The sequence below is a fragment of the Burkholderia sp. Ax-1720 genome (genome assembly GCF_011753035.1).
GTDB classification, from domain to species: Bacteria; Pseudomonadota; Gammaproteobacteria; order Burkholderiales; family Burkholderiaceae; genus Burkholderia; species Burkholderia gladioli.
Window position 1 is genome coordinate 1 of the sequence record NZ_VWWK01000019.1, and the last position, 14,969, is coordinate 14,969.

14 protein-coding genes are annotated in these 14,969 nt (G+C 68.5%); 9 read left to right on the plus strand and 5 right to left on the minus strand.

The genetic code is table 11. From position 1 onward, the window contains the following. The 3 genes from F3J18_RS08775 to F3J18_RS08785 all read left to right on the plus strand — a co-directional run. The coding region (locus F3J18_RS08775) for a PLP-dependent aminotransferase family protein (RefSeq protein ID WP_166912575.1) at positions 1-1,196 on the plus strand (1,196 nt) is incomplete at its 5' end. 137 nt (positions 1,197-1,333) lie between these two features. Beyond that, positions 1,334-2,509, plus strand: coding sequence for an ABC transporter substrate-binding protein (locus F3J18_RS08780; protein ID WP_025102142.1), 1,176 nt, complete (start codon positions 1,334-1,336; stop codon positions 2,507-2,509). A gap of 148 nt (positions 2,510-2,657) precedes the next feature. Continuing rightward, complete coding sequence (locus F3J18_RS08785; RefSeq protein WP_152554573.1) at positions 2,658-2,906, plus strand: hypothetical protein; 249 nt, start codon at positions 2,658-2,660, stop codon at positions 2,904-2,906. Positions 2,907-2,938: 32 nt separating this feature from the next. On the opposite strand, the gene F3J18_RS08790 is transcribed toward F3J18_RS08785, so the two are convergent. The 3 genes from F3J18_RS08790 to F3J18_RS08800 all read right to left on the minus strand — a co-directional run bounded on the left by F3J18_RS08790 (position 2,939) and on the right by F3J18_RS08800 (position 5,498). Next, a complete protein-coding gene (locus F3J18_RS08790) occupies positions 2,939-3,985 on the minus strand; it encodes a nucleotidyl transferase AbiEii/AbiGii toxin family protein (protein WP_166912576.1) in 1,047 nt (348 codons plus the stop codon). Beyond that, positions 3,948-4,373 (minus strand): DUF6088 family protein, encoded by a 426-nt coding sequence (locus tag F3J18_RS08795; RefSeq protein WP_025102145.1) that lies wholly within the window; start codon positions 4,371-4,373, stop codon positions 3,948-3,950. Before F3J18_RS08795 ends, F3J18_RS08790 begins: the two co-directional genes overlap by 38 nt. A 186-nt stretch (positions 4,374-4,559) precedes the next feature. Continuing rightward, entirely contained in the window at positions 4,560-5,498 is a 939-nt protein-coding gene (locus F3J18_RS08800; protein ID WP_166912577.1) for a 2-dehydropantoate 2-reductase, read from the minus strand. Positions 5,499-5,654: 156 nt separating this feature from the next. On the opposite strand from F3J18_RS08800, the gene F3J18_RS08805 reads away from it, so the two are divergent. After that, a complete protein-coding gene (locus F3J18_RS08805) occupies positions 5,655-6,125 on the plus strand; it encodes an Lrp/AsnC family transcriptional regulator (RefSeq protein WP_025102147.1) in 471 nt (156 codons plus the stop codon). A gap of 34 nt (positions 6,126-6,159) precedes the next feature. Here the strand turns inward: F3J18_RS08805 and F3J18_RS08810 are convergent, their stop codons facing one another. Continuing rightward, positions 6,160-6,996, minus strand: coding sequence for a DMT family transporter (locus F3J18_RS08810; RefSeq protein ID WP_017918438.1), 837 nt, complete (start codon positions 6,994-6,996; stop codon positions 6,160-6,162). 219 nt (positions 6,997-7,215) lie between these two features. Between F3J18_RS08810 and selD the strand changes: the two genes are divergently transcribed. Both selD and F3J18_RS08820 read left to right on the plus strand, forming a co-directional pair. Then, positions 7,216-8,277 (plus strand): selenide, water dikinase SelD, encoded by a 1,062-nt coding sequence (selD, locus tag F3J18_RS08815; RefSeq protein WP_025102149.1) that lies wholly within the window; start codon positions 7,216-7,218, stop codon positions 8,275-8,277. Positions 8,278-8,670: 393 nt separating this feature from the next. Beyond that, positions 8,671-9,747, plus strand: coding sequence for a purine nucleoside permease (locus F3J18_RS08820; protein ID WP_166912578.1), 1,077 nt, complete (start codon positions 8,671-8,673; stop codon positions 9,745-9,747). A gap of 326 nt (positions 9,748-10,073) precedes the next feature. On the opposite strand, the gene F3J18_RS08825 is transcribed toward F3J18_RS08820, so the two are convergent. Beyond that, positions 10,074-10,382 (minus strand): DUF4148 domain-containing protein, encoded by a 309-nt coding sequence (locus tag F3J18_RS08825; RefSeq protein ID WP_025100182.1) that lies wholly within the window; start codon positions 10,380-10,382, stop codon positions 10,074-10,076. Between the two features lie 575 nt (positions 10,383-10,957). Between F3J18_RS08825 and F3J18_RS08830 the strand changes: the two genes are divergently transcribed. From F3J18_RS08830 to F3J18_RS08840, 3 genes are all read left to right on the plus strand, one after another. Then, on the plus strand, positions 10,958-11,878 hold the full coding sequence (locus tag F3J18_RS08830) for a dihydrodipicolinate synthase family protein (RefSeq protein ID WP_013689310.1): 921 nt from the start codon (positions 10,958-10,960) through the stop codon (positions 11,876-11,878). 257 nt (positions 11,879-12,135) lie between these two features. Further along, a complete protein-coding gene (locus F3J18_RS08835; protein ID WP_166912579.1) occupies positions 12,136-13,698 on the plus strand; it encodes an APC family permease in 1,563 nt (520 codons plus the stop codon). A 167-nt stretch (positions 13,699-13,865) separates the two neighbouring features. Beyond that, positions 13,866-14,888 carry an Ldh family oxidoreductase gene (locus F3J18_RS08840; protein ID WP_025100180.1) on the plus strand — a complete coding sequence of 341 codons (1,023 nt, stop codon included), beginning with the start codon at positions 13,866-13,868 and terminating at the stop codon, positions 14,886-14,888. The last annotated feature ends 81 nt before the right edge of the window (positions 14,889-14,969 follow it).

The window sequence follows — 14,969 nt, forward strand, 5'->3', positions numbered from 1 at the left end:
CCGCGGCGTTGCGGCGCCCGCTGGCGCGCACGCTGTCCGCGCGCGGCGCGCGGCTGGTGGCCGGCGCCGGGGTCTCCAAACGGCAGGGCGGCGCCTTCATGCCGGGCGTGCCCGACGTGTCGCGCTTTCCGGCCCGGGTCTGGACCCGCCTGCACAACAAATACTGGCGCCGCCTGCGGCCCGACCTGCTGACCTACGCGCCGGGCGGCGGGCTCGCCTCGATGCGCGAGGCGCTGGCCGACTACCTGCGCACCTCGCGCTCGGTGCGCTGCTCGCCCGAGCAGATCGTGATCACCACCGGCATCCACCAGTCGATCGACCTGGCCACGCGCCTGCTGACCGATCCCGGCGACGTGATCTGGACCGAGGATCCCTGCTACTGGGGCGTGCGCAGCGTGCTGCACGTCTCGGGGCTGACCACGCGGCCGATCCCCGTCGACGAGGAAGGCATCGCGCCGAGCGCCGAGGATCTCGCCACGCCGCCCCGGCTGATGCTGGTCACCCCTTCGCACCAGTACCCGCTCGGCATGGTGATGAGCCTCGCGCGGCGGCGCATGCTGCTCGAATACGCGCGCCAGCACGGCGCCTGGATCATCGAGGACGACTACGACAGCGAATTCCGCTACGGCAGCCGGCCGCTGGCCTCGTTGCAGGGGCTCGACGGCAGCGGGCAGGTGATCTACGTGGGCAGCTTCGGCAAGACGCTGTTCCCGGGGCTGCGGGTGGGTTACCTGGTGGCGCCCGAGCCGCTGGCCGAAAGCTTCGCGACCGCCAGCGCCGAGCTGTATCGCGAGGGGCAACTGCTGCAGCAGGCGGTGCTGGCGGAATTCATCGCGGAAGGGCATTTCGTGTCGCACATCCGCAAGATGCGCGCGTTGTACGGCCTGCGGCGGCAGACGCTGCTCGACGTGCTGGCGCGCCGCTACGGCGACGCGCTGCCGGCCGTGGGCGGCGACGCGGGCCTGCACCTGGTGATGCGCCTGCCCGACGGCGCCGACGATCGCGCCGTGGCGCAGGCCGCGCTCGAACGCAATATCGTGGTGCGCGCGCTGTCCGGCTATTACGCCGATCCCTCGCGCGCGGCGCCGGGGCTGCTGCTCGGCTACGCCTGTGTGCCCGAGGACGAGATCGGGCCGGCCTTCGAGACGCTGGCCGAGGCGATCGACGAGGTGGTGTTCGCGAAGCGCGGCGGCTAGCGCCGGCCGGCGCGGCTTTTTTCTCCCCGCATGGAATAGCCGGGCCGGGTCGAACGTTCAGTGGGGGCGCCGGTACCGCGTCGCGCGACGCCGGCCGGGATCCGTCCCGCCCATTCATTCGATACGAGCCTCCCAGCATGAAGCCCTTCCTGTCCGCGCTGAAACCGATCCACGCCGCCTGCCTGCTGGCCGGCCTCGCCGGGCTCGTCAGCCTGCCGGCGCTGGCCGACGTGAAGATCGGCGTGACCGTCTCGGCCACCGGCCCGGCCGCCTCGCTCGGCATTGCGCAGAAGAATACGATCGCGCTGCTGCCCAGGGAGATCGCCGGGCAGAAGATCGACTACATCGTGCTCGACGACGCTTCCGACCCCTCGCACGCGGTGCAGAACGCACGCAAGCTCAGCAGCGAGGACCATGTCGACGCGCTGGTCGGCTCGACCATCGTGCCGAACTCGCTAGCGATGCTCGATATCGCCGCGCAGTCCGGCACGCCGATGATCGCGCTGGCCGCGGCCGCCTCGATCGTGGCGCCGATGGACGCCAAGCGCGGCTGGGCCTTCAAGACGCCGCAGAACGACGCGCTGATGGCCGGCGCGATCGTGCAGAACATGGTCGAGCATCATGTGAAGACGGTCGGCTTCATCGGCTTCGCGGATGCCTATGGCGAAAGCTGGCTCAACGAATTCGGCAAGGCGGCCGCGAAGGCCGGCATCCAGCTGGTCGCGAGCGAGCGCTATGCGCGCAACGACACCTCGGTCACCGGCCAGGTGCTGAAGATCGTCTCGCGCAATCCCGATGCGGTGCTGATCGCCGGCGCCGGTTCGCCGGCCGCGCTGCCGCAGAAGACGCTCAAGGAGCGCGGCTACAAGGGCCTCTACTACCAGACCCACGGCGTGGCGAACGGCGATTTCCTGCGCCTGTGCGGCAAGGATTGCGAAGGCACCTTCCTGCCGGCCGGCCCCTTGCTGGTGGCCGAGCAACTGCCCGATTCGAACCCCGTGAAGGCGAGCGCGCTGGTTTATCGGCGCGCCTATGACGGTGCCTATGGCGCGGGCAGCACCTCGACCTTCGGCGGCAATGCCTGGGATGCGGGCCTGTTGCTGCAGCAGGCGATTCCCGTCGCGCTGAAGCAGGGCCAGCCGGGTACCGCGGCGTTCCGCTCGGCGCTGCGCACCGCGCTCGAGAACACCAGGGATCTGCGGACCTCGCAGGGTGTCGTCAACATGACGCCGACCGATCACTCGGGCCTCGACGAGCGCGCGCGCGTGATGGTCGAGATCGTGGGCGGCGGCTGGCGGCTGGTGCCGAACTGATCGCCGATGTGATCGGTCTGTATCGCCGGTGGCGGGCGCGCTTCCTCATTTTGTTTCGCCATCGCGCCTGCCGATGGAATAGCCCGGTAGCCTGGCGCGTTACCCAAGTGTCACCGCTTGGGTGTCGCGACTGGCTTACGGACTCCTCATGGATTTGCTTACCTTGTGGCTCGGCATGATCGCCGTGCTGCTGCTGTTCGGACTGCTCATGTGGCTCAGGCCCGAATGGTTCCTGTCGACCATCTGGGTGCATCCGCCGCATCATCTCTGCGACGAGGCGATTTCGCATTTGTATGGGGAGCGTAAATCCGAGCCCGGCGTCGAGGCGCCAGCCGATTCCAACCGGCCGGAGATGGCCAGGACGCCGGTGCAGGCCGAGACAACGGAATCGGATTGAGGCGAATACATCGGCGCAGCGATCGACGTGAACTATGCCAGCAGTTCTCGCGCGGCCGAGGCGAATGCGGCGAAGCAGGTGTCGAACGTCGGTCTGTCGTCCCCGTATATCAGCGGCGACAGGCGTTGGTCGAAATCCCGGCGAAGCGCTTCACGATGACGGGCGGCGTCCAGCGTATGTCGTAGAACCGCGAACGGGTCCGTGTCGAAGCGGGGATGCTGGCCTCGAAACTCCCTGGCATCCTGCCTGACCAGATCGGCAAAGACAGTGCGCGCGGCCTCGAGACTGGCGGGATTCGATTCGACGATGCATCGCACATCGTGGATATGCCGGATCAGCGCCGTATCGAAGGTGCCCCGCTGATAACCGTCCCAGTTCCATGCACAGCGACGCAGCATGGACAGGACTTTTTCCGCCAGGGTTTCAGCGGCTGACAGGCAAGCCATCGCAAATCGATGAGGTCGTTCGCGTGGAATGAAGCTGTCGAGCAGATAGCCCATTTCGAGTGTCTCGACGGGGAGCCGCGGAGGACGATGAATGAGTTCGAGCTTCAATTGCGGGCGAAGCGCGCCGGAAACGTCCTGGAATCGTGCGTCATAGGAGACGGCAAGGCAGTAGTAGCGGCGATTGTCCCTTGAAACCGGATTGTCGCCGCTCGTCGCCGCCGCATATTCGAAGCCGATATCGCTCAGGCAGCGTTCGACGGCATCATGCAGGTCGCCGAGACGTTTCCGGTCGCCTTGCCGGTGCGGCAGGGCGTATCCCGGTGGAATGGCATCGAGCACGACCTTGATGTCGATGTCTTCGGACATCCGCTCGATCAGCCCATGTGCCTTGGAAAGGCAGGTGCCACCGGCGAAGATCAAGTGCGTGGCTACATCCAGTGTCGCGGGCGCCGGGTTGCCCCGCGCCCGATTCAACTGGTGGGCGACATGCCTGAGTTGAATTCGAGACAAGGCATGGAGCGCATCCGTGACGTGTATGTCTTTCTCCGCCACGGCGGGAGAGAGGGCTTTCAGTATTCCCGCGGCAGCGGCATCTTCAATATCGGAGATGAGTTCGTCCGGAATGACTTTCATAGGCCAGCGTGCGACTCCCTACGGTCACCTTGCGAGTGATGCGTCGACGGCCAGTATTGACGATGCTGCTCACCGGAACCTGAGTAGTTTCGCCGCGGTTGTACTCGTCGACGAGCCGGCTCGATCTGATCTCGATTCCAAGCTTGGCGAACAATTCCGCGGAGATGACTTCCAGGGTTCCCGCCGGTGTCGGCTTGCCGGTGAACTTGTTGATGCGCGTCTTGGCGAATGCGCCCTTGCTCACCCTGACCAATTCGCCGTTCTCGACCAGATGGGCCAGCACGCGCCCGATCTGCGAATCGCTTCCCATCCTGGCGAATTCGGAGCGCAGGACGACCAGGCTTGCACGTTGCGATATCGAGCGTCGAATGCGGTCTTCGAGTTTCATGGCGGGACTCCGGATGCCGGTGGAATTGCGAGAGTCACTCTAGCATGAGAACTGAGGAAGATTTATAAGAAACAAGAGCTTATGTTCTCAAGAACTGCGTATTGACAGTCAGGTTTTGCAGCCTGTCTGACACGGCTCACGATCGACGCTCGTTCCGGCAAACGTCCTCCACGTCTGACGCCCCCCTCAAACCGCCATCGCCTCGCGCGTCCCCGCCGCTTCCCGCTCACCTCCCATCCGCGTCTCGATCAGGCCGATCAGCGCCACCAGCATCTGATTGACCGGCGTCGCCACCCCCAGCGCCGTGCCGCGCCGCACGATCGCGCCGTTCAGGTGCGCGATCTCGGTGGCACGGCCGCGCGCGAAATCCTGCGCCATCGAGGAATACTGGCCGCCCGGGATAGTCCGACGAATGCGCGCGTACTGGCTGCCGGCATCGAGGTCCATCCGCACGCCCTCGGCGCGGGCGACGGCCAGGCATTCGGCTAGCACGTCGCGCATCGCCTGCTCGGCCGCCGGCAGACCGCTGACCGCGCCGAACGGCAGTTGCACCAGCGCCGAGATGGCGTTGTACGAGCAGTTCAGCACCAGCTTGTCCCACAAGGCCGCGGCCACGTCGGCGGAGACCAGGGTCGGCACGCCGGCTGCCTCGAAGCACCGCGCCACCGCCTCGCTGCCGGCGGCGGTCCCGATGATCAGGTCGCCGCGCCCGTGATGCCGGAGATGCCCGGCATCGGCCATCTCGCAGGCCACGTAGACGGCCGCGGCGATCGCGGGGCGGCCCAGCGCGGCCTCGAGGGTCGCCGCGTTGTCGATGCCGTTCTGCAGCGACACCACGATCGCCTCGCGCTTCAGGTGCGGGCGCAATGCCTCGGCCGCCTCGACGGTATCGTCCGATTTCACGCAGACCAGCACCAGGTCGGCCTCGGCGGCCGCCGCCGGATCGGTGCTCGCCCGCACCGGGACGCGCTCGTCGAAATGCGCGGATTCGAAGCGCAGGCCCTGCGCGCCGATCGCCTCGACATGCCGCGCTCGCCCGATCAGCACCACGTCCTGGCCGCCCCGCGCCAGCATCCCGCCATAGAAGCACCCCACGGCGCCCGCGCCCATCACCACGACCTTCATCCTTGCTCTCCACAGTTCGCGTTCGCGTCCTCGCGGACCGAAACTGCTGGAATGGTAGCGGCGCAGCGCTGTACAGTTCAGCCAAAACCTGTGCGATTCGCTGCCATGCCTGGCTCGAAACGCCAATTTTTCAAGTCGAATTGAGGAATGGAGCCAATGAAGCTCGACAAGACCGATGTGACGATCCTCAACGCGCTGCAGCGCAACGCGCACGTGAAGGCGGCCGAACTGGCCGAGGAACTGTCGATCTCGCCCTCGCCGCTGTACCGGCGCATCCGCCTGCTCGAGGAGGCAGGCGTGATCAAGGACTACGTCGCGGTGCTCGACCAGGACAAGGTGGGTTATCCCGTCAACGCCTACGTGTCGGTGGCGGTGGAGAAGTCGGCCGACACGCTGGCGGCTTTCGAGCGCGTGATCCGCGGCTGCGACGAGGTGATGGAGTGCTACCTGATGACGGGCGCCTACGACTACATGATCCGCGTGGTCGCCAACGACATCCCGGGCATCGAGCGCTTCGTGATGTCCAGGCTGGCCACCATCGAGGGCGTGCGCGACGTCAGCACGGCGATCACGCTGCGCCGCGTGCAGTACAAGACCGGCTTGCCGGTGAAGGTGGTGGATCGCTGAGCACGCCGGGCCGCTGGATGGGTCGGCCTGCGCGCTACATCCGGATCAGCACGGCGCCCGCCACCACCATCGCGCAGGCCAGCAGGCGCCGCGTGGTGGGCTGCTCGCGCATGGCGAACCAGCCGATGCCGATCGCGAAGATCGAGCTGGTCTCGCGCAGCGCCGAGACGGTGGCCACCGGCAGGTAGCGGTAGGCCAGCGTGACGATCGCATAGGCGCCCAGCGCGCAGGTGCCGGCGGCCACGCCGCGCCAGAGCGTGGCGCTCGGCGCCAGCAGCGCGCGCGGGCCGCCGCGCAGCGCGCAGACCAGCACGAACTGCGGCACGTTCCACAGCAGGTAGACCCAGCAGATATACGACAGCGAATTGCCGGCCAGGCGCACGCCGATGCCGTCCACCACCGAATACGCGGCGATGAATACGCCGGTCAGCACCGCATAGGGCACGCTCTCGCCGGACAGGCGCAGGCCGCGCCGCAGCGCGAGCGAGATGATGCCGCCGGAAACCAGGGCGATGCCGGCCAGCGCGAAGGCCGAGGGCCGTTCGCCGAGCGCGGCGAAGGCGAACAGCGCGACCAGCAGCGGGGAGCTGCCGCGCGCGATCGGGTAGATCTGGCTGAATTCGCCGCTGCGATAGGCGCGCAGCAGCGCCACGCAATAGCCGATCTCGAGCAGGGCCGAGGCCGCGATGTAGGGCCACGCGGCCGCGGCCGGCGCCGGCAGCCACAGCGCGCCGGCCACCCCGGCGACGAGGTAGGGCACGGCCATCGTCCCGAGCTGGATCACGCGATCCTCGCTGACGTGCAGGAAGGCATTCCAGATCGCGTGCAGCAGCGCGGAGAACAGCACGAGGGCGACGAGCAGATGATCCATGACGGCGGGGGGCGCGAGACGAGGAGCCGGTTTAGCTGCCCGCAAGCCCGGCCGGGCTTGCGGCAATCGGAGGCAAAATGCGGCAAGCCGTGGATTATCGCAGCATGCTCCCGGTTTCGCCAAGTGTCCGTTTCGTGACGCCCGGTGCGGGTCGCGCCCGCGTTCGCCGCGGATTGTCGATAATGGCGCTTTCCCAACCACGACCACCACCCCCTCGCCATGAACTCGAACCCGCAATCGAATCAGCCGCCGCGCCTGACCAGCCTGTCGCACGGCGGCGGCTGCGGCTGCAAGATCGCACCGGGCGTGCTGGCCGACCTGCTCAAGCGCAACGCGCCGCCCGCGCTGTTCCCCGACCTGCTGGTCGGCACCGAGACCGCTGACGATGCCGCCGTCTACCGGCTCAACGACGAGCAGGCGATCGTCGCCACCACCGATTTCTTCATGCCGATCGTCGACGATCCCTACGACTTCGGCCGGATCGCCGCCACCAATGCGCTGTCCGACGTCTACGCGATGGGCGGCAAGCCGATCCTGGCGCTGGCCCTGGTCGGCATGCCGATCAACGTGTTGCCGCACGAGACCATCGCGGCGGTGCTCAAGGGCGGCGAGGCGGTCTGCGCCGAGGCGGGCATTCCCGTCGCGGGCGGTCATTCGATCGACTCGGTCGAGCCGATCTACGGGCTGGCCGCGCTGGGCCTGGTGCATCCTTCGCGCGTCAAGCGCAACGCGGGCGCGCGCGCCGGCGACGTGCTGGTGCTCGGCAAGCCGCTCGGCGTCGGCGTGTTGTCGGCCGCGCTCAAGAAGAACCAGCTCGATGCCGCCGGCTACGCGGCGATGATCGCGGCCACCACCAAGCTGAACCGGCCCGGCGCAGAGCTGGCCGCGCTGCCGGGCGTGCACGCGATGACCGACGTGACCGGTTTCGGCCTGCTCGGCCATGGGCTCGAGGTGGCGCGCGGCGCGGGGCTGACGGCGCGCGTGCGTTATGCCGCGCTGCCCTGGCTGGCCGGCGCCGAGGCGTTCGCCGAGGCCGGCGTGGTGACCGGCGCGTCGGGACGCAACTGGGCCGCCTATGGCGCCGAGGTACGGCTGGGCGACGGCCTGCCCTCGATCGCGCAGGCCCTGCTGACCGATCCGCAAACCTCGGGCGGCCTGCTGGTGGCCTGCGCGCCAGACAGCGTCGACGAGGTGCTGGCCTGCTTCCACGCCGACGGTTTCGCGCAGGCGGCCGTGATCGGCGAACTGGTCGACGGCGCGCCGCGCATCGAGGTGACCTGAGGATGTGACCTGAGCCGCTGAACTGAGCCGCCGGCGCAGGTCGCCGCCCATCGACGGGAGCCCATCGCGGCTCCCGTTTTCATTGCGCCGGGCGCCCGGAAATTTGGCCGGCCGCGCCCGACCGATAGAATCGCAATCCTGTCGTACGAATTCGCGGCCGGTTTCGCCGGTTCCGCTCGCTCCGGCGTTCGCCGCTTCGGGCTTGCCGGCGGCGCGTGCCGCGTGTTCGCTACGCTTGCGGCCTGGCTGACGGCGACCTCGATCGCCGCGGGCCGCGTCGTGTCCCCGCGTCACGACGAAACCGACGCGCGCGCCATGCCGGAGGGCCCGGTGCGGCGCGCGCGCCTCGCATGTCGATAGCCGTTCTCACCACTCCATTCATAAGGAACGACGATGCTGACTCGCTCGATCATTTCCGCGGCCGTTGTCTCGCTGGCCGCGTGCGCCACGGTGCCTTCCGTCGCGCAGAACTCCGCCACCACCCAGGACGCGCAGGACGGCGCCGACCACGCGGCCGGCACGCGCGCGCCCAAGGTGATGATCATCACCATGTTCGGGCCGGAAGGGCAGGCCTGGACCGACCGGATCGGCCCCTGGACGCCGGTCAGGGTGGAAGGCCTCTCGCCCGATTATCCGAACGTGCAGTGCAACCGCCAGGACGTCTGCGTGGTGACCACCGGCATGGGTTACGCGAACGCGGCGGCCACCATCATGGCGCTGGGCTTCTCGCCGAAGTTCGACCTGCGCCGCACCTACTTCCTGGTCTCGGGCATCGCCGGCGTCGATCCGGCCCAGGGCACGGTCGGCTCGGCGGCCTGGTCGCATTACCTGGTCGACTTCAGCCTGCAGTGGGAGCTCGACGCGCGCGAGATCCCGGCCGGCTGGAACACCGGTTACCTCGGCATCAATACCAAGAGCCCGAGCGACAAGCCGCCGCTCGACTACAAGACCGAGGTGTTCGAGCTGAATCCGAAGCTGACCGAGGCGGCCTATGCGCTGTCGCGCAACGTGACCCTGGCCGACAACGCGCAGGCCCAGGCCGCGCGCGCGAAGTTCGACACGGCACCGGCCAACCGGCCGCCGGCGGTGGTCCGCTGCGATACCTCGTCGGGCAATACCTGGTTCTCGGGCACGAAGATCGGCGAGCGCGCGCGCCAGTGGACCAAGATCCTGACCGACGGCAAGGGCACCTATTGCATGACGGCCCAGGAAGACAACGCCACTTACGAGGCGCTCACGCGCGCGGCGGCCACCAAGCGGGTCGACCTCTCGCGCGTGGCGGTGCTGCGCACCGGCTCCGACTTCGATCGCCCGTACCCGGGCCAGACCAGCGTCGACAACCTGCTCAACTACGCGGACCAGGGCGGCTTCACGATCGCGACCGAGAACCTGTATCGCGCCGGCAATCCGCTGGTGCAGGACATCGTCACGCACTGGAGCGAGTGGCGCGACGGCGTGCCGGCACGCTGATCGCGGTGTTGCATCCGCGCTTGGCGCCTCGTTGAAAAGAATCGGGCCCGGCCGTCGCGCCTTCCCGAGGAGCGACGGCCGGGCCCGACGGGCACGAGGCGGTGAAACATCGACGGGCGGCCCGCGAAGGCCGCCCGTTTTTTCATCGGCGTGTCACTCGCTCTCGTTGCCGCGCGGCTGCGCGCGGAACGGGATCCAGACCGGCGTGGTCTGGTCCCAGTGGTCGAGTTGCGACGGTTTCGGTTCGTTCGGGTTCATGATCGTGACCTCCTTCCGGTGACAGGGTTTGCCGGGGATGCGCGGCGCCTGGGCCGCGCGCGGCTGGTTTAGCGGTTGGCCGAGGCGAGTTCGCTCGACGGGGCGCCCGATTCCGAATGGGCGGCGCGTTGTTGGGCGAGCTCGATGCCTTGCGGATACGAGGTGCTCTTGCGCATCAGGGCCAGGGTGCCGTCGCGCTGGGCTTGGGCGAGTTCGGCGCGCACCTGGGCGCGGGTGAGCGGGGCTTGCGTGGTGTTCGCGTGCATGGCGGGCAGGTCGCCGTAGCTGCCGGCGCGGCCGATGCCGCCATCGGCAAAGGCGGAAGCTGCGGTGGCGGACAGCACGAGAGCGGCGGCGGTGAGGGCGAGGCGGTTCATGTTCAACTCCTTGGGGATTCGGGAGCGCTTCCGGTCCGGTTGCGCGATGGAGTGAAATTTAGGTGCGCGCGCAGCATCGATAAATAAGGCCGTCGCGAATTGAATTGTCGTCGTGCTGGAACAATCGATTTCCGTACTGCGAATAGGGTCAGGCAAAAGCCTTGTCCAGACTGGATTTCGGCGATTCCTGGCGAGCCGGCACCGGCGGCCGTTTTCGAATTGATGCATTTGGAGCAATAGTGTGATGCTCCGAAGTTGACGATTCCATTGGGCATGCTGCGTTGCAAAAATACATCGCATCCGAGAGGATCGTGCCCTCGAATGCGCGCCCGGCGCGGCCGCCGCGGGCGGTTCCCGGCCGCGCGCCGCGTGCCCCGGCTGGTATCCGGTGCGCATGGCGACCACTCGATACCGAACCGTCTCGCCCATTACGGGACAGCGCAGTCAGCCGATCGAAGGCATTGCCGGCTGTGCCGATTTCATCATCGTCACCGGTAATTAGTCACAAGCCGCGAGGTTTTGGCGGGCGGATACTCGCTGCACCGATTCGACTTCCCCTTCGAGGAGACTGGAACATGACCCAATCCGCCAAGCACTGGAGCGGCGTATTCCCCGCCGTCAGCACGCAGTTCAAGCCCGATTTCTCGCTCGACCTCGAGGCCACGCATCGCGTCATGAGCAATCTCGTGAAGGACGGCGTGTCGGGACTGGTGGTGTGCGGCACGGTGGGCGAGAACACCTCGATGACGGTGGCCGAGAAGATCTCGGTGATCGAGGCCGCGCGCGACGCCTCGGGCGGCCGCGTGCCGGTGATCGCCGGCGTGGCGGAATTCACCACCGAATTCGCCAGGCAGACCGTGCGCGCCGCGGCCAAGGCCGGCGTGGACGGCGTGATGGTGATGCCGGCGCTGGTCTACTCGGCCAAGACGCACGAGACGGCCGCGCATTTCCGCGCCGTCGCCACCAGCACCGACCTGCCGGTGATGGTCTACAACAATCCGCCGATCTACAAGAACGACGTCACGCCCGACGTGCTGATCGCGCTGCAGGATTGCGAGAACATCGTCTACTTCAAGGATTCCTCGGGCGATACGCGCCGCTTCATCGACATCCGCAACGCGGTCGGCGATCGCTTCGTGCTGTTCGCGGGCCTCGACGACGTGGTGGTCGAGAGCATCGCGGTGGGCGCCCAGGGCTGGGTGTCGGGCATGTCGAACGCGTTCCCGAAGGAAGGCGAGACGCTGTTCCGCCTGGCCATGCAGAAGCGCTTCGACGAGGCGCTCGCGCTGTATCGCTGGTTCATGCCGCTGCTGCACCTCGACGCGCGTCCCGACCTGGTCCAGTGCATCAAGCTGTGCGAGGAACTGCTGGGCCGCGGCAGCGCGATCACGCGTCCGCCGCGTCTCGCGCTCGAAGGCGAGGCGCTCGCGCACGTGAAGAAGATCGTCGCCGAGGCGCTCGCGAATCGTCCCGCGTTGCCCGACGTCGGCCTCTGAGCAGGACGGGGCGGCCCGCGCCGCGCGCGTGGCCCGCTTCGCCCGATCCGCCGCAGCCGGAACCGCTTCGACCGGCCGGGCCGCCACCCTGGCCCGGCTCTCTCCCTCCCGCGCCGCTTCGGCGCCCCGAGCACCGTGCGCATCGCCTGCGCGCGGCGCGGGCGTTCGTCCCTGCGTTCCGGTTGCGTGACCCGCCGTCCGGCGGGCGACGCGCCGGCGCGCACGACCGGACGGCCTACATGGCAGGAGACAGACAGATGGCACAAGGCAAATTCCAGCGGCAACTCTCGCTGACCGACCTGACCTTCATCGGGCTCGGCGCGATCTTCGGCTCGGGCTGGCTGTTCGCGGCCAGCCACGTGGCCAGCATCGCCGGCCCGGCCGGCATCTTCTCTTGGGTACTCGGCGGCTTCGCGGTGCTGCTGCTCGGCATCGTCTACTGCGAGCTCGGCGCCGCGCTGCCGCGCGCGGGCGGCGTGGTGCGCTACCCGGTGTTCTCGCACGGCCCGCTGCTCGGCTACCTGATGGGCTTCATCACGCTGATCGCGTTCTCCAGCCTGATCGCGATCGAGGTGGTCGCGGCGCGCCAGTACGCGGCCGCCTGGTTCCCGGCGCTCACCGTGCCCGGCTCGAACGCGCCGACCACCCTCGGCTGGCTGCTGCAGTTCGCGCTGCTGTGCCTGTTCTTCCGGCTCAATTACTCGAGCGTGAAGACCTTCGCGACGGCCAACAACATCATCAGCCTGTTCAAGTTCGTGGTGCCGCTGGCGGTGATCGTGGTGCTGCTCGTGTTCTTCAAGCCGCGCAACCTGCAGGTGGCCGGCTTCGCGCCGTTCGGGCTGTCCGGCGTCGAGATGGCGGTGTCGGCGGGCGGGGTGATCTTCGCCTATCTCGGGCTCACGCCGATCATCTCGGTGGCCAGCGAGGTGCGCGATCCGCAGCGCACGATTCCCATCGCGCTGATCCTCTCGGTGCTGCTCTCCACCCTGATCTACGTGCTGCTGCAACTGGCCTTCCTGGGCGGGATCCCGACCGACATGCTGGCCGGCGGCTGGGGCGGCATCGATCGCGCGTTCTCCCTGCCCTACCGCGATATCGCCACGGTGCTCGGGGTCGGCTGGCTGGCCTACATGGTGGTGGCCGACGCGATGATCTCGCCGAGCGGTTGCGGCAACATCTACATGAACGCGGCGCCGCGTGTGGTCTATGGCTGGGCCAAGACCGGCACCTTCTTCAGCGTCTTCACGCGCATCGACGAGGCCAGCGGGATCCCGCGCGCGGGGCTGTGGCTCACGCTCGCGCTCTCGGTGTTCTGGACCCTGCCGTTCCCTTCCTGGGACGTGCTGATCAACGTAGTGTCGGCGGCGCTGGTGCTCAGCTACGCGGTGGCGCCCGTCTCGGTGGCCGCGCTGCGCCGCACCGCGCCCGACCTGCCGCGGCCGTTTCGCGCCGGCGCCTTCGCGGTGCTGGGCCCGCTGTCCTTCATCGTCGCCGCGCTGATCGTCTACTGGTCGGGCTGGAGCACCGTCTCCTGGCTGCTCGGCCTGCAGATCCTGCTGTTCCTGGTCTACCTGGCCTGCCGCCGCTTCGTGCCGACCGAGCACATGAGCCTGGGCGAGCAGGTGCGTTCCTCGGCCTGGCTGATCGCGTTCTACGCGCTGATCATCCTCGCCTCCTACCTGGGCAGCTTCGGCGGGATCGGGGTGCTGGGCCACCCGGCCGATACGCTGGTGGTGGCGGCGATCGCGCTGCTGACCTACTACTGGGGCGCCGCCACCGGCGTGCCGGCCGCCAAGCTGCGGCTCGACAACGACGAGTGATACGGGGGCCCGTGTTCATGCCCGCCGCGTTTGCCCTCTTGCCGCGCCGGCGTTTCCGGCCGTCGCGGCGTTTCTTTTTCGAGCGTGCCGTGGCACTGGCGCGCCGACAGTCCGCCGCGGCCGCCGCGGCACGCGAACAAGGCCGGCGCACGGCCTGGAGAGAGTCGATGAGTATTGCTGAGGAAGTGAGGTTGTCGCTCGACGAGGTCGATACGCTCGCGCGCCGGGTGCTGACGCGGCACGGCATGACCGAGCAGAACGCGCGCGCGATCGCCGCGGTGATCGTGCAGGGGCAGCGCGACGAATGCCATTCGCACGGGATCTACCGCCTGATCGTCTGCGTGCGCTCGCTGCGCACCGGGCGCGTCGATCCGCGCGCGGTGCCGAGCCTGCGCCGGCTGGCCGGCAGCGTGATCGAGGTCGACGCGCACGGCGGCTACTCGCTGCCCGCCTTCGAGCTGGGCCTGCCGGCGCTGGTCGAGGCGGCGCGCCAGCAGGGGCTGGCGGCGCTGAAGATCCGCCGCTGCTATCACTTCTCGGCGCTGTGGCCCGAGGTCGAGGCGATCGCCGCGCACGGCCTGGTCGGCATCGCGATGTGCCCGAGCCACGCCTGGGTCGCGCCCGCCGGCGGCACGCGGCCGGTGTTCGGCACCAACCCGATCGCCTTCGCCTGGCCGCGCCCTGACGGGCAACTGCCCTATGTGTTCGACTTCGCGACTAGCGCCATCGCGCGCGGCGAGATCGAGTTGCACGCGCGCCAGGACAAGCCGATCCCCGAGGACTGGGCGATCGACGAGCAGGGCCGCCCGACCACCGATCCTCACGCGGCGCTGCGCGGCGCGATGCGGACCTTCGGCGGCCACAAGGGCTCGGCGCTCTCGACCATGGTCGAGCTGATGGCGGGCGCGCTGATCGGCGACCTGACCAGCCCCGAATCGCTCGACCATGACGGCGGCGCGGGCGCCTCGCCGTATCACGGCGAACTGCTGCTGGCCTTCGATCCGGCCGTGTTCGCCGGCGACGCGCGGGAAGCCGGTCGTGCGAGCGGCGAGCGCGTGCTCGGCGAGATCGCCGCGCAGGGCGCGCGCCTGCCTTCGCAACGCCGCTTCGCGGCGCGCGAGCGCAGCATCGCGCAGGGCGTGAGGGTGCCGCGTGCCTTGTATGAGGAAATCCTGGGCCTGCTCGACTGAGCGAGCGTGGCGCTGAAAAACAACGGGGCGGCCAGTTGGCCGCCCCGTTTGCCTTGAGGATCGATGCCGCCCGGCGGGCGG

Bases quoted from the DNA above. Each gene is read 5' to 3' on its own strand.
- F3J18_RS08780 (WP_025102142.1), top strand. From the start codon at position 1,334: ATGAAGCCCTTCCTGTCCGCGCTGAAACCGATCCACGCCGCCTGCCTG.
- F3J18_RS08785 (WP_152554573.1), top strand. From the start codon at position 2,658: ATGGATTTGCTTACCTTGTGGCTCGGCATGATCGCCGTGCTGCTGCTG.
- F3J18_RS08790 (WP_166912576.1), bottom strand. From the start codon at position 3,985: ATGAAAGTCATTCCGGACGAACTCATCTCCGATATTGAAGATGCCGCT.
- F3J18_RS08795 (WP_025102145.1), bottom strand. From the start codon at position 4,373: ATGAAACTCGAAGACCGCATTCGACGCTCGATATCGCAACGTGCAAGC.
- F3J18_RS08800 (WP_166912577.1), bottom strand. From the start codon at position 5,498: ATGAAGGTCGTGGTGATGGGCGCGGGCGCCGTGGGGTGCTTCTATGGC.
- F3J18_RS08805 (WP_025102147.1), top strand. From the start codon at position 5,655: ATGAAGCTCGACAAGACCGATGTGACGATCCTCAACGCGCTGCAGCGC.
- F3J18_RS08810 (WP_017918438.1), bottom strand. From the start codon at position 6,996: ATGGATCATCTGCTCGTCGCCCTCGTGCTGTTCTCCGCGCTGCTGCAC.
- selD (WP_025102149.1), top strand. From the start codon at position 7,216: ATGAACTCGAACCCGCAATCGAATCAGCCGCCGCGCCTGACCAGCCTG.
- F3J18_RS08820 (WP_166912578.1), top strand. From the start codon at position 8,671: ATGCTGACTCGCTCGATCATTTCCGCGGCCGTTGTCTCGCTGGCCGCG.
- F3J18_RS08825 (WP_025100182.1), bottom strand. From the start codon at position 10,382: ATGAACCGCCTCGCCCTCACCGCCGCCGCTCTCGTGCTGTCCGCCACC.
- F3J18_RS08830 (WP_013689310.1), top strand. From the start codon at position 10,958: ATGACCCAATCCGCCAAGCACTGGAGCGGCGTATTCCCCGCCGTCAGC.
- F3J18_RS08835 (WP_166912579.1), top strand. From the start codon at position 12,136: ATGGCACAAGGCAAATTCCAGCGGCAACTCTCGCTGACCGACCTGACC.
- F3J18_RS08840 (WP_025100180.1), top strand. From the start codon at position 13,866: ATGAGTATTGCTGAGGAAGTGAGGTTGTCGCTCGACGAGGTCGATACG.